This window comes from Citrobacter sp. RHBSTW-00671 (assembly GCF_014103415.1).
In the GTDB taxonomy this organism is placed as follows: domain Bacteria; phylum Pseudomonadota; class Gammaproteobacteria; order Enterobacterales; family Enterobacteriaceae; genus Citrobacter.
Window position 1 is genome coordinate 1,228,400 of sequence record NZ_JABXPR010000001.1, and the last position, 14,437, is coordinate 1,242,836.

At 48.7% G+C, this 14,437-nt stretch carries 9 protein-coding genes; 4 read left to right on the top strand and 5 right to left on the bottom strand.

Translation table 11 applies throughout. The features are described 5' to 3' along the window. Window positions 1–108 precede the first annotated feature (108 nt). Genes opnB through HV261_RS05945 form a run of 4 tightly spaced genes read left to right on the top strand, consistent with a single transcriptional unit; the run spans window position 109 to window position 3,909 of the window. Window positions 109–1,137, top strand: a complete 1,029-nt coding sequence (opnB, locus tag HV261_RS05930; protein WP_043082422.1) for an Ophion anti-phage phosphatase OpnB — start codon at window positions 109–111, stop codon at window positions 1,135–1,137. Then, on the top strand, window positions 1,134–1,979 hold the full coding sequence (locus HV261_RS05935) for a histidinol-phosphatase (protein ID WP_043082420.1): 846 nt from the start codon (window positions 1,134–1,136) through the stop codon (window positions 1,977–1,979). Before opnB ends, HV261_RS05935 begins: the two co-directional genes overlap by 4 nt. Before the next feature lie 11 nt (window positions 1,980–1,990). Continuing rightward, entirely contained in the window at window positions 1,991–3,121 is a 1,131-nt protein-coding gene (gene opnC / locus HV261_RS05940; protein WP_043082419.1) for an Ophion anti-phage protein OpnC, read from the top strand. After that, the gene (locus HV261_RS05945; protein ID WP_048218650.1) at window positions 3,118–3,909 is read left to right on the top strand and encodes a glycosyltransferase family 32 protein; all 792 of its coding nucleotides are present in this window, start codon (window positions 3,118–3,120) and stop codon (window positions 3,907–3,909) included. Before opnC ends, HV261_RS05945 begins: the two co-directional genes overlap by 4 nt. Here HV261_RS05945 and HV261_RS05950 read toward each other — a convergent pair. From HV261_RS05950 to HV261_RS05970, 5 genes are all read right to left on the bottom strand, one after another. After that, window positions 3,864–5,396 carry a glycosyltransferase family 9 protein gene (locus HV261_RS05950; RefSeq protein WP_059444738.1) on the bottom strand — a complete coding sequence of 511 codons (1,533 nt, stop codon included), beginning with the start codon at window positions 5,394–5,396 and terminating at the stop codon, window positions 3,864–3,866. The two genes, HV261_RS05945 and HV261_RS05950, sit on opposite strands and share 46 nt — an antisense overlap. Before the next feature lie 214 nt (window positions 5,397–5,610). Next, the gene (locus HV261_RS05955) at window positions 5,611–7,338 is read right to left on the bottom strand and encodes a dsDNA nuclease domain-containing protein (RefSeq protein WP_202037713.1); all 1,728 of its coding nucleotides are present in this window, start codon (window positions 7,336–7,338) and stop codon (window positions 5,611–5,613) included. 351 nt (window positions 7,339–7,689) lie between these two features. Next, complete coding sequence (locus HV261_RS05960; protein ID WP_048218646.1) at window positions 7,690–9,615, bottom strand: GmrSD restriction endonuclease domain-containing protein; 1,926 nt, start codon at window positions 9,613–9,615, stop codon at window positions 7,690–7,692. Continuing rightward, window positions 9,602–10,942: a DUF262 domain-containing protein gene (locus HV261_RS05965; RefSeq protein WP_049015590.1), complete on the bottom strand. Its 1,341-nt coding sequence runs from the start codon at window positions 10,940–10,942 to the stop codon at window positions 9,602–9,604. Before HV261_RS05965 ends, HV261_RS05960 begins: the two co-directional genes overlap by 14 nt. 415 nt (window positions 10,943–11,357) lie before the next feature. Beyond that, window positions 11,358–14,429, bottom strand: a complete 3,072-nt coding sequence (locus tag HV261_RS05970) for a type III restriction-modification system endonuclease (protein WP_115190170.1) — start codon at window positions 14,427–14,429, stop codon at window positions 11,358–11,360. Window positions 14,430–14,437 lie beyond the last annotated feature (8 nt).

A 14,437-nucleotide genomic window follows, 5' to 3' on the forward strand; every position in this document is an offset into this window, starting at 1 on the left:
GCACCGAGGAGATATACGCAGAGAATTGGTGTTTGAAACATACACTGCTAAAGAGTTTGATTTGTACCAGATTGAATTTTTTTTCAAAAATATGGCGGAATATTATATATGGACTTACATGGTCATTTGCTTTATGTGGATATCACCCAGATCTGCGGCATCGGCTGTGCGTTCTGCATGTATGCGGATAAGCACGTAACGGGTAAGAGTATGGTGCTGTCAACGCAGGCACGTGACAACCTGTCGGCGCTCATTAATGATCCATCCGTAAAGCGTATTTCCGTGAGTGGCGAAGGTGAACCGCTCAATAACATTCATACCTTTTATGAGTTACTGGCGTTGTCCCGAGGGGGCAACAGCTTTGAGTTTATCACCAGCGGTTTTTTTCGCCATGAGAAGATGGAAAAGATCTTTGATGAGATCAATCGTCTTGTCTCCGCCAATGGTGATACCTGTAATATTCGCCTGAGTTCAGATAGCCACCATATTGAAAAAGTAAAATGGCGTGCACATGGATTTAGCCTGGATTATGTTCAGCGCAAAAAACCGTCATCGCTCAGTTTTTCATTTCGCTCAATTGATATCGATCGGGCCTTCACTCGCGAATATCTGGTGAGTGAACTGGCCTCATGGGGAATTAACGCCAGCATAAAGCCAGTCAGCGTACTGGAAGACAAATTATTAATAGGTGCGGACACGTTTAACATCGACTACAAAAATCTGGTTCATCCGGCAAGAGATACGCCGGAGGGTTATCTGGACTTACAGGGATATATTGCCGCGATTGAGTCCAAAGTGGATAAACCTTTTACCTTTGGCAGCCTGAACCGTGCACCCCAGCCCAATGGCATGGACGTGACAATTAAACCCAACGGCGATGTGTTTATGTACGGTATTGAGACCGAGCGTGTTGCAAATATCCATTCTGATGCGATCGACTGGCATCATCTGGCGAGCCATGTGCGGGATAATCCCTTGTCGCGCGCGTTATATACCCAGCCGTTAACCGAACTGCTGGCGCGGCTGGAAGACACTCCGCAGCTTCGCGCGATCATCGCGACCGCCAATAATCCTTACTGGCTGGTCAAAGAGATGGGGAAGCATTCCGGGTTGCTTGAACAATGGAAGGCAGCATGATTGATTCGCACTGCCACTCGTTCTACTCGAAACATGCTGTAGGTACTATCGACGAACTTGTTTGTGCCTCGATTGCTGCGGGGGTGACGGTACTCACCATCACTGATCATGCTCCGTTCCCTGTGGATGCGCAGAACCGTTTGCTGGAATCGGAACTGGAGAGCTATTTCACCGATATTGATAAGGCGCAGCAGGCCTATAAAGGCGAGATCACGCTGCTACGCGGACTGGAACTCGATTATATGCCGGGTACTGAGCGTTATAACCGGCAATTACTTGCCCGCTATCCAATGGATTTTGTCATCGGTTCAATTCACTACGTCACTGTTGCCGATGAGCCGATGGTGAAGGTCTGGGAACTACCCCGGTTAGCGGCAGACTCCTTTCTGGACAAGTACTTTGCTCAGCTTGAAGCGTTGCTGGAAAGCCGGTTGTTTGATGCGGTTGGGCACGCTGACACGCTACTGCGCGCAATCCCAGAGGATGTGTTTTTGCGTCGCTTTGAACCGTTGATTGCGCCGCTCGTACGCAGCGGTATTGCATATGAACTGAATGCTTCGGGCCTGCGAAAATCCAGCCTTGATCCTACGACGGGTAAAGAAATTGCAGGAAGATGGTCCTATCCTTCCCGCGCTTTGCTGGAGAAATTACTGAGGAACAATGTTCCATTGACCATCGGATCCGATGCGCATGATCCTCGTGATGCCGGAACGGGGATCGCCGAGTTGATGGAGGCACTTAGGCCATTAGGGCTTCAATCCATCAGCTATTATCAGCAGCGTCAACGTATTGATGTTCTGTTGGATGACCTTCAATTTCACACTGTGCCAGTGTCTCGCTAAGGATCTTCACCATGAATGGACTAAAAACTCCGCATTCACTTGCGTGGAACACGTTGCACAACGAACCGCTCGCAACCCAGTTGGCAATGTTTCGCCAGGCCAGTGCACAGATCAATGCGCAGGATGTTAAATCCGGTTTTCGCGCGTTCGCGACCGATTTGCTGGCGCGCGGTTTGATCGACATGTCCGATTACGTCGCTATTTTTGGTGGTAAGGCGCTGCATTATCTGACGCCGAATGCGACTGGATCATTTTGCGATATGCGCACCGGTGCTGACGCTACAACATTGGCGGGCATTTATAGCCGTGCGAAATATGGCGGAGTGAGCGAGATACGCTATCTGGCACGGTGCGTTATCGACTATCTTGCCGCAGAACTGGATGACACCTCTTCTTCATGGTCAGGGTTGTTTTGCCAGGCCAAAGAGGAGGGAGAGAGTGTTGTTATGATGACTACGGGCTGGCGTAATGTGCCTTCCACGGCCAATGTGCTCTACGATATCGTGGTTGAGGAAATTAATCTCACGTTGGCGCATAAAGGATTGCCCACCATTATCAACGTTAAACTGCCCAGGATTGCGCCGCCGTGTGAAAATTACGCTAGCCTTAGTCAGGCCGAGCGCGATCGGGTCAATCTTGTGCAGGATCATGTGATTCCAGCGGAGAATTTTTACCGCTGGAGCGGCGTGCATGTCATTTTTGGAGATGACGTGCTGGTGACTGGGGCAACGGCGGACAAAGTGTTGTATGAATCGCTGTGTAACGGCGCCCGGTCATTTCGTGCCATTTACCCAGTGGCGCTAGATCCCCGGGTGGCATTAACTGATGCGTCGGTGGAGGATCGGCTGAACAGCGTGAGCGTAAAGCAGCATTTGGATGAAAACGTCGCGCAACTGCTCTCTGCTCCGGGCTATCAGCCCATTCTGCGTGCGTTGCGTCTGTTATTTGGCGAAGACAACCGGGATAGTTTACCGGCTTTCCTGCCAAATGTGCCGGTGCTGACCTGGCTTAATCTGTATAAGTCAGCGTTAAATAATGAGTTTTTGGCTCAACCTGCATGCGCGCCATCACTAGTGATGCTCAGAACATATCTGATGCAAAATGGGCTGTTGTGTGCGAAAGGTAAGGTGCTGGTGAAATGATGTCCGACACTACCCATTACGTTAGTTACTGGGAAAACGCACCGGGTCAGACCATGCCGGCTTATGTTGCCCTGGCACTGGTTTCTATGCGCAGAGCTCTGGGCGATCGTTTTCTTCTGCTTACGTCGCGATCGGTAAGCGAGCACATCGATGCTGACATCATGAATAAAGCTTGGGCTTTTGAACCGCTGAGCTTTACGCTGGCGAACGGCATTGAAGCTATTGTGGCGAAGAGCGATTTCATTCGCATGGCGTTTGTACATCGCTGGGGCGGGGCATGGTTGGATGCGGATACGTTGCTGTTTAGAGATCCGAGTGTTGAGTTATTTCCGACAGGGCTGAGCCATAAATTGCACTGGCATAGCGAGTGTATTTTCGCGTCCCTGCCGGGAAACCCCATACTTGCGCAAGCCTTAGCTATAGGGCTTGAGAGCGAGAATCACGCTTGGGGTAATCCTGGGAGAATCAAAAATAACATTGCCCAGGCTGCCGATGCTGTCATCCCGATTGGCGGGGAGGTCATCGATCCCGGATATCGTCCGCTTTACAACTTTGCTGGTTGCGAGGTGATGCGTCGCACCGATATTGCCGTCGGGGCATTTTTGATTAACGACGTGGCCATTCTCAAACTTTACAACACCTATTTCCGGCGTACCGAAGCCCGGAGAGAAACCGTGGCTGAATTTCTGGCGGGTGGCTCGCTGCTGGCAAAACTGTTTTTGCATATTGAGGCGAATACGGATTACTGGGTTGATGAAAGTGACAAATTGATAGCTTCCGTTGCCTGAGTACCGCGTTCGCCCAGTACGATAGCTTCAGCGGGTAAGTGGAGTCGACAGTGCGTGGCGCCATTGAGGTTAATGCGCGGCGCGATTACTTCGTGAATGGTCGGCGTCCGGCGGTGTGGCGAGCTGTGGGCAATATACAGCCATGCGGGGATGCGTTCAGTTAAATGGCTGAATTCAAGTTCAATGCGCAGTAGATCGAATATCTCGGTGGTGCGTCCACTGGGAGTCCAAGCCAGCGGTGCGGTACGGTGATCGGGCCGCACGACTGCGACAGGAACGCTGAATTCAAGGTTGATCGTCCCGGCATAACAGCCTGCAACTTCAGGAAATTTTTCACAGATTAAGGGCAGTTGTCGCGCCAGCGTGCCCGTCGCTACCCCTAGCCCAGGGATGATTCTGGCGTTAAGCGACATGCTGTTTTTCGCTTCTGCTGGCAGTGTTAAGAGAGTCTGCAATGCGTTCATTAATGACGTTAGCGAAAAAGTATCCATATTTTTTTTGCCCGTACGACGGAGTGTGTCTGGCTGTTGCTCGCTGTAGATCACTTGTGTAAAAGGTGAGCGAGGCGGCAACCATGGGTTGTGTTGACCTGCAATCAACGGGTAGATCGCCACCAGCTTCGCTTTCAGGCCAACAGCCATATGCACAATGGCTGTATCCACACTAACAACTGCCTGCGCGCGGCGAATATAGCCTGCAACCTTTTCGGGTGTTAGCCCGTCGTGCAAGACTGCCACATTATCGCGTGCAACTGCGTTTTCCAGATGCTGTGCACTGTGCAGCGTTGAAGGGCTGCAAAGAATTCCCACGGAATGGCCGGGAAACTCGTCGGTGATAGCTTGTAGAGCTGCGGTTGCACGGGAAGGGGATAGCCCCTTGTCTCTTCGGCTGGCATAAGGATTAAAAAGTATTTGGGGGGAAAGTGCCGCAGGCGGGAGCTCGGCAGGCAACGGAACAATGTACTGGGTGTCGATCACTTTCGCGCCCAGATCCTGCAGAATATATTTGTACTGCTCCACGATATTGAGTGTGTTTGCAGCAAAACCCATTTTACGATTCACACAGCGCAGTGAATCATCAAGGGAATAGATACTCGCCGGGCGGAGTAACCGCATAAAAACGATTTCGGCAGGTTGTAGTCGTCCAACCAGATGAACAACGGCATCGACATTACTTAGTTGGTTCACCAATCTGCGTAGTTCACCAAGCCCTGGATGCGGATTCGTAACGATGACGTCATCCACACCGAAGGTGTTGGTATGCATTTCAGCTAACTCGTTAACCGTAAGTACAGTCAATCGGGCATTGAGCTTACGTGATTCGCGAAAAAAGAAAGAAGATACGATGGAGTCGCCCAATTTTGCGTCCCAGCGAAGCAGAAGAATATGCAGTTTTTCGCCGGGGGTTTTCGTGGGCAGAGGTTTGTCCGCCAGCAGGCGAAATATCAACCTGGAAACCGCTTTGCGTAAAATCTGAAAACTTATCATATGCTCACTAGTCTTTTGCTCAGGGGGCCGATCCCGGCCACACGGTTTTTTCAGGGTGATGCGGCGTATTCTAATTAGCCTCAAACTCCATTTAGCTGCCAATTGGGAAGCGCAATAGCAAGCGAGGTGAGCTGAGATTCGGTCAAAGCCATTATTAACAGGGCGGAAAGCAACCAACGGTTTATACCGACTAAGGAACACAAACACACCTAAATCAATGTTGTTCAATACCGAGCGCGCGCCTGATGAACGTCTGATCCACAAACCCAATCGTTCGACTCCAAACGTCCTGAGTATCCCGAAGATACTGGCACAACCCATCCACATCAGCTTGGTCGGAAAATTCCAGCAAATCTACAAGCCGGTGTAACGTCTGAATGGGAATGCCAATCTCCTCCAAGGCACTTACACCTGGCGGAAGATGAAAATTCTCGAACGTCATTTTGACATGCGTGTAATCGACTTTGCTGCGGATACCTCGCTTCAATGCATGGTATTTGACTACATCCTCCATTAAGCTGAGCACCTTAGGTAGGGTGTAACCGAAAGTATTGGTGATGAGCTTCAAATCATTGTTAATGGCGATGGAAAGAGAGCGTTTTTCCTCTTCAGACACCCACTGCCGTGCGCGATCAATCTGGTTTTTCAGATATTCCGAATAGCTTGCAGCGTTTGAATAACAGGCAAGTTTGGCGACCATGACATCAGTAGGATTAACAGGGACTCCATTGCGACTGAACGTAGAGGGAACCAGTCTGGCAATTATCTTTGCAAAGGTCTTGAGGAAGTTTGTTGCAGGAGTCCAGTGAAACACCAGCGAGGCAAATTCGGTGTCGTCCATCATCTCGAACATGCTTTGCAGCACTTCGAGTTGCTCGACACGGAAGTATGAGTGCTTTTTCACAAGTTCGATAGAAACACGCTCGTTTATGAAGACTTCATCAAAGCGATCCTGTGAAAACTCGGACAAGTGGTCTGGTTGAACGCTGGCCAAGAGGCTAATTGGGGTATCAATATCTTGAATACCAAGCGGAATTTCCACCTCTTGATTGAGGCTGTCTTCCGGGATTTCCTCTAGGCAAAAGATTTTGCCGACGAAGTGAACGCCCATGCGCCCGGCGCGCCCTTTGATGTTCCCATGGGTGAATTTGTCAATGCTGCGAGGTCCATCGCGGTTATCGTAGATCACGACGTTTTTGGCGATAGTGTTGACGCCTTCAATGATCGTTGAGGTACAAAGTAAGAAGCGCAGTTTTCCTGCATTGAATTGGTCAGCGGTGTATTGCTGCAGCGCTCTCGGCAGCGCGCCAAAATGCAAGCCGATACCGTTTCTGAGTGCCACCGTGTAATCCCAGTCGGCATCGAACTCTTGGCTGACCCAGTCAATATGAGGACTCTCAGTCAGAGTGCCATGCCCGAGCCTGATCAGCTCGCGAGCCACTCGACCGGCAACAGTTGGTGACTTACAATAGATGATTGTTGCACCGACGCACGCGTGCGCGATTTTCGCCAGCGCTTTGAGCTTGGCTTCGTCGTCACTCGCTTTGATGCCGAACGTCTGAACATCTAGTGCCACCGTGTTGAAGTCGGTGGAAACAAAAGTATGCGGATACCCAAGTCTTTCGAGACCGCGAATGCTGTTAACGAATGGTCCAGTCAGATAAAACTGCCTGGAGACCTTGAGCAGTTTGCTCAACGCAATGTTAAGCTCGATAACTCGCTCGTCTTGATGATCAACTTTCCCGCTTTTGAGTTGCCGGAACGCCAACTTGTAAAACTCGTCAATGACGAAGAGGTCAATGTCGATATCGTCTGTGACCTCGCAGCGCACACTGCGGATAGTCTTGTCACGAAGCATTCGGGTGACATGGTAAGCGGCTACGCAGTCCTGAAATAAGAAACCGTGCTTGGCGGCTACTCCGCCTGAATCGTTCGACTCCATTTAGACATCCGTGACAATTTTGCGAAAATTAAGGAGATGTTTTGACACAGTCCAATCGGATCACTGCATCATCACCAGTGATCTAAATACTTCACAGCCATTCTCGGTCGCAGGTATCAAGCTTTTCAGGATTCCACAAATATTGGAACCCTGACGTCTAATTTGGTTATATAACATACAGTCCCAACTAACGTAAGGTGGGCGCAGCCTTAATCAAGGTTTTAGTTTTCAAATAGTTCAGAGCTGAGACTGCCAACGGCACTACGGCACTACGGCACTACGGCACTACGGCACTATGGCACCGCCAGCGATTGTAATCACACTTGATATTATAAAACACAGTTTCACGCATTATTTCCTGGTTGGTAAGGTCATATCACGATGCTCTTTGAGCAATGTCAACATTGCGTGTTCATGGCTTTCTATGTTGTTGATGCCTTGCCCATCCGGCCCCCACTCCTTATAGCTCATCATGATGGCTTGTTTTAGACTCTCTGCTCGTTCTGTTTCGATGTAGAATTTTTTCTTGTCTGCTGGTGAATAATTACTAAGTCTCGAGTTACTGCTTGGTGAGATCAGGCAGAGGTTACCGAAACGATGGACATCATCCCCCATTTTGTTTGCGCCAGAGGGATCTGTTTGAGGAAAGTAGTGCTCAACCGATGTTCGGCTCGGTGAAAACTGGAAACCGTCAAAATGCTTCTTAATCTCGGGATTATTAAGCCCTTTACCATCAAATGATTGGCCAGCATTAAGATCACGCCACAAACGATAATCGAGTAAATTGAACACAAAGTTCTGCACACTGGTACCACGATGCAGAGCTTCGACATTGAATTGTTCCGTTTCACCACAAATCTCTGACAGGAACTCGTGGCTGAGTTGTTCAAGTTCTCTGAGGTAAGCAGCTCCGTCAACATTAAGTTGGTCCGAAGTCAGGGTATTCAAAATGGCCAGCGAGCGATTGAGCCATCGCTTGTAAACATAGGCAGGGTGGGAGACATGGAACATCGACAAGATCATCGCTAGTTGTTTATTTACACCAGACAGTTCATCTTGATCGAAAGAGTTGTTATAGCTAAAGCTCGAATTCCTGTCTCTGGCATAGTATTCAAGCGTCAGCAGACTCCACTTCTCAGCTTGATCTCGCTTAATGATATAGCGGTCAAACAAGCCCCTAAACTTTAGTAAGTTAAAAGCAAACTGGGTGATTTTTTTTCGGTCATTTTTTATGATTTCAAATGCCTGAAGTAGCTTTTTATCGTCCAAAGACACGTCATTATCCACTGTCACTTTTAGCACATGCAGTAGGAAGTTGGAGAAATCGATAATCGAATCAAAACGCTGCTCTTTTGCTTTTTCATCGTTGTCATCAGTGTGATGAAAGCGTCGCCTTTCGATAATTTCCCGTAGCGTCGGCTTTTCGTGTGTATCAGGATTAGTTTCTATAGCACATTTGATCGCATCAAAATCGGCAGGGAATCCTAGCCACTGTTCACCAAATAATGCTTTGCGAGTCTCTGGGCTAAAGCCCAATTGCACATATCGGTTCATATCAGCGCAGGCATCCCATATGGCAGAAAAGCCGTTTCTTGCGGCAGTATCACCGTTGTAAACTGACATCAAATTCGCTTTCAACACTTCGTGTTTTTCTAGCTGTTCACCACGGTTATTCATGATCTCAAAGTAGTGGTTGAGATCAGTCTCTGTTGGCACCGGAACCCGCAAAATAGTGACGCGCTGGAGTAGATATCGGCAAAAGTTGTTGGTGTCGATATTCTCTTTCTCAAAGTAGCGTTCAATAATAGTAAACGCCGCTCGGATTGAGGGTTCTTCAGGATCATTGCTCTGAGCCTGTTGAAACAGGTTATTTAGCGTTCGGGCTGATTTAGGACGGCTGTCAAAGTCGAGATTAAGGTGAAGCGGGGATAAATCTTGTTCGCTGCAACAAGCAACTTTTTTTAAGTATGCGAGCAAAATCGACAGCGTTGTGTACCTTTGCTGTCCATCAATCGTTTCATAGACTATTACGCCTTGATGTGCGCTATCAGCACCATCTCTGACATATACCACCAAGCTGCCCAGATAGTATTTCGGGTCTTCCTGTTGCTCTGCATTTTTAAGGGCTTCAGCAGCATCTGCAATGTCCCGAATAAGCTGTTCAATCTCCGGCGCGCCCCAGGCGTAGTTACGCTGATAAATAGGGATAACATAATGGCTATTAGCGCTAAATAACTGTTCGATGGTCAGCAAGGCTAAATCATTACTCGTCGGCATCTACATCTCCCAGCATCTGAGCGATTGAATATTCTACGGGTTTGGCATTTTGAAAACGAATGTTTATACAACGCTTTGGCTGAAAGCGTAGGACTTGTTGTGGGTGGATCGCTTTATCGAGCAATCTCAATAGTCCTCGGGGCTCACGCGCATAACCATCAACACTGTCCATACCGATTTTTTGATATTGCAAGCGCAAGTAGTAACTCCAACAAAAACAGATTGTTGCGGCTTTAATTAATTCTTTGTCGCCAAACTTATCGTAATAGGCCATCACTGCACACATAAAGAGATTTTTAATATACATATCCCCTTTGCGTGAACTGCCAGCGTAACTGGTATGTTTTTTTAAGAAATTGCCAAGCAGCGCGTTGTCACCTTCAAATAGGGTGTGATGCAGGGATTTGTAGTGCTGGATATACTCAAAAAAGCGCTTTCCGTTAATTATTAACTGATTAACCTGGAACGGAAAAGGTTTATTCTGCTTGTCCCACTTCCTGATAGGGTCATTATTGTAGTGCTCAACCGCAAAATCCAGGGCGAGCAGAGACTGCAGATAGTGGTAATCAGAAGTGGAGAGGTTGACGCCTTTGAACACCTCAAGATTGTGGCGGCTGAACTGCACGCCATAATCGCCATCCAGCCATCGGCGCAGGCGGAACAAATACTCGCCCATAATGAGGTGAAGGTTAGCGGATTCATCATCCGGACTGACTCCTTGCTCCCACAGGCTAACGTGGTGTAGTCGTTCCGCTTGCTCTGTAGCATCCATCATTTCGCGCAAATGGTATGCCTTTAGTAAGTCATGGGGCGCGAGGGCCTTACCCCTGGCGTTTTGCGAGTCGAAAAACTGAAAGGCTTCGCTCAAATCATCGAGCGTCACTTCGATCAGTTCACACTTGTTACACACGAAGTGAAGTAGTGATTTGCGCTCGTTATCATTTAGTCCCACGAGGCGGTTCTCAATGACTTTGGCATTGTGCTCAAGGTTATTGATGCTAACCCTTGAAGCAAAAGATTGTTCCAACAGGGGCGTTGAAAACTCATCACTCTGATCGAGCACTGAGCAAAGCAAGGTTAAGGTCAGAAGGCGCTGCTGACCATCAACGATATCGAGTTCACCTTCATAAGCAGGTTTTAACTTATCCCGGTGCAACACCACAGTCCCAAGGCGGTAGCTCTGTTTATTTTGGTGGGTTAACACATCATCAATTAGTTGATTGACGTGTTTTTGTTGCCATTTGTAGGGGCGCTGGTATGACGGAATAGCGAGGCGCTGTTCTAGCAGCATCCTCGTTTTTTTTACCTGATAGGATACAGTTCCCATGGCTACATTGCCTGCTCAACAATCGCATCTGCCGGTTGGAGTTGGATATTCTGGCTGGTTCCCTGACGAGTTTTTCGCATATCCCTGAGTGTCATTAGCTCATTTCCTTTTTGTTGTAGTCGGATTCAAGTCCGAAGATAAACGTTAAGCCGCCCTTTATCGTCATGCGAATATTGCCGATGACTACATGTTCCTCAGACACTGATTCGGTCTGCTGCATCACGCGCACAGATAAGTTAATCGCAGCTAAAGTATCTTACCTCAAAGCATTACTCGGCCGTTCCCAGATGAGAAATAACGCCGTGATACAGACGCAAATAATAGATGCCGGACGAAAGCTCAGATGTGGCCATGTGCATAGGTGGCAATTTGTGTACACCATAAACTCACCACCACATGGCCAATCCTTAGTGTCTTACTTGACCACTTCCATCAGCTTACCGAAGCTATCCACTACGTCATACTTCACGTTTTCTGGATCAAACTTCTTGTTGATCTCATCGAAGAATTTACGGGCACATTTAATCTTGGTGGCTTCAATAGGCCGTAAATCCAGTGATGACATCGAGCCCTTGGTCTCAGCAACGAAATACACATGCTTGACCGAGCCTTCTTTAAAGGAAATGGCCCAGTCGGGGTTGTAATCGCCGACAGGGGTTGGGATCAGAAAACCACGTGGCAACTTGGCATATACCACCACATCCTTGCTAGTATCCAACTCTTCAACGAACTTGCGCTCAATCGCAGAGTCGGTAAGCACGTAATCATAGATGTGATTTTGCAATTTATTCCCAGCCTTACTGAGATCCTGTTTGCTCTGACCCGTGGTAAAGATGTCCAAATCAAACTTGTCTTCTAGCGTGTCATAGGCCAAATGCTCGATAATGACATTGGCCTTTTGTTCGTTGACCAAGCGAATGGCTTCGGCAATGAAGCTTTCTGGGTTACTCTTGAATTGTGCGAAGATATCAGCATTAAGGCCTTTAAGAATTTCGGCAACGGTGCGTCTTGTAAGCAAAGTCCCCTCTGCTAACTTGCCAATCAGATCGTACTGCACAGCGGAGTGGATGGAGACGTTGTGCGATTCTGTTTCGGTAACTTTCAACTCGAAGGCATTACCCTTTTTGAGGTCATCGTAAGTTGCCGTATCAGCCTGCTCGCCACGGTGAATGGTGTATTGCAACGGCGTCACTCGCAACCCAGCATTCTTGTCATTGAGCGCCTTGATCGCATTGTTCACTAGCTCAACATCATCAAACAACACGTTGTAAGTAGCCTTGCGATTGATTCGCCCCCACAGCGCCTTAAATTCCTGTTTTTCAAAGTTGGCGTTGGTCTGCAGTCTTTTGGGCTTGCGACCATCGTCTATCTGCATGAGTTGGCTTTCGCTGAATACGCTATCAATCAGCTGAAATATCTGCTCTGCATAGGGTTGCAGTTCATCCGGCAATGCCTCCAGCGTGCCGTCTTTCTTAGCTTGATGGTACTTCTCCGTGATATTGCGTTTCTTATCGACGTAGCCGTTCTGGATCAGATAAAACTCGATGTCCGTGGCCTGGTCCTCTGATACCGTAATTGAGCCTTCCTTCGTGTTCAGCATCTTGCCCGTGAAGTAGGCCTTGTCCGCCACACGAGGACGAGCTGACAAGGACTCGCTAATGTCCTTCTGCAAGGCTGTTACGAAGTCCTTGTAACTTTCGCTGGCCACAACTGTCAGTACGTTAATGTCATGAACAATGGACGGGTGATCCATGCGATCACCATTCTGATTAACGGACAAACGCAGGCCACGCCCGACCTCCTGGCGACGTGAAATGGTGTTATCACTATGCTTGAGCGTGCAGATAACAAACACGTTCGGGTTATCCCAACCCTCACGCAAGGCCGAGTGTGAGAATATAAAACGCACCGGCTCAGCGAGTGATAATAGCCGTTCCTTGTCTTTGAGGATCAGATCATAAGCATCTACGTCATCAGACAAGCCAGCATTTTCACCGCGCGCAGCGGTCTTGGGATCAGTGAGGCGCTTGCTCTTCTTGTCGATGGAAAAGTAGCCGCTGTGTGTCTTATCGGCCGCAATGCGGCGTAGATATTTAGCATAAGGGGCATCCCCCTCCATAAACCCATTATCAAAGGCTTCTTGAAGGTGCTTAGCGTACTCCTCTTCAAAGATTTTTGCGTACTCGCCTTTTTCATCGGCAGCAGAATAGTCCCGGTATCGGGCTACTTCGTCGATAAAGAACAACGAGAGGACCTTCACCCCTTTATCGAAGAGTTCCATCTCCTTGTCAAAGTGCGCCTTGATCGTCTCACGGATCTGAATACGGCGCAGCGCTATCTCGGAAATATCACCAGTCGCATCACCCACCGTCAGCTCTACGCCATTGGTAAAGCTCAAGGTGTCCGTATTGGCATTTATGTCCGATACCACAAACCCATCGCGGTATTGATCCAGCTCGTTCGATAGCACAAACAGATTGTCACCTTTGCCCAGCTTGCGGGTGACGCGCTTGATGTTGCCACCGCTGAGTTTCTGTTCGAACTCCACAACCGCGACTGGTGGTTTTTTATTTGAGATTTCGATGGCTTGTAAATAGAAATAGGCATTGGTTCCCGCCAGTCCCTTCACCGAGATCCCGCGCACCTCAATCTTCTTCACCAGCTTCTGGTTGTAGGCATCAAGCGCATCCAGGCGGTGGATCTTGTTGTGTGTGGTCTTGTGGGTAGCGGAATAGCGCAACACCATCAGCGGTTTGAAATTTGCGAGGGAATCCAGCGTCTTGCTCCCCTCCATCCGCTGTGGCTCATCGAGGATCAAGATGGGGCGGTTTGCGCTGATCACATCGATCGGGCGACGTGACTGAAAATCATCGAGCGCTTCGTAGATGCGGCGATTATCTTTGCCGGTGGCATTAAACGCTTGTACGTTGATCACCATGACATTGATACCAGCATCGGAAGAAAAACTCTCAAGATGGTGTAGCTGCTTAGAGTTGTAAATAAAGAAGCGCGCCTTCTTGTGGTAGGTCTCCTGAAAGTGCTCAGCCGTGATTTCCAACGACTTGACCACGCCTTCGCGGATAGCAATGCTCGGTACCACTATGACGAACTTGCTCCAGCCGTACTGTTTGTTCAGCTCGAAGATTGTTTTGATGTAGCAGTAGGTCTTGCCCGTACCTGTTTCCATCTCGATATCAAGATTTAACTTGGCGACCTTAGTCTTAACCAAGTCCTTCGACAACGGCAGGTTTTGCTGACGCTGGGCCAGTTGAATGTTCTCCCGTAAGGTATCCTCACTGAGGGTTAGCTCAGCATTTTTAAAACCGGTATCTAGCGCAAACAGATCACCCATGCCATTTTTGGTATTACCAGGGTCAAGGCGATAGCTCATGGCTGCATTAGTGGCCGGTGGCTGCCCCTGAAAAATATCTACGACCGCCTGCACGGCGGCAGCCTGATAGGGCTGATGTTTGAATTTAAGCTTCATCGCACGCC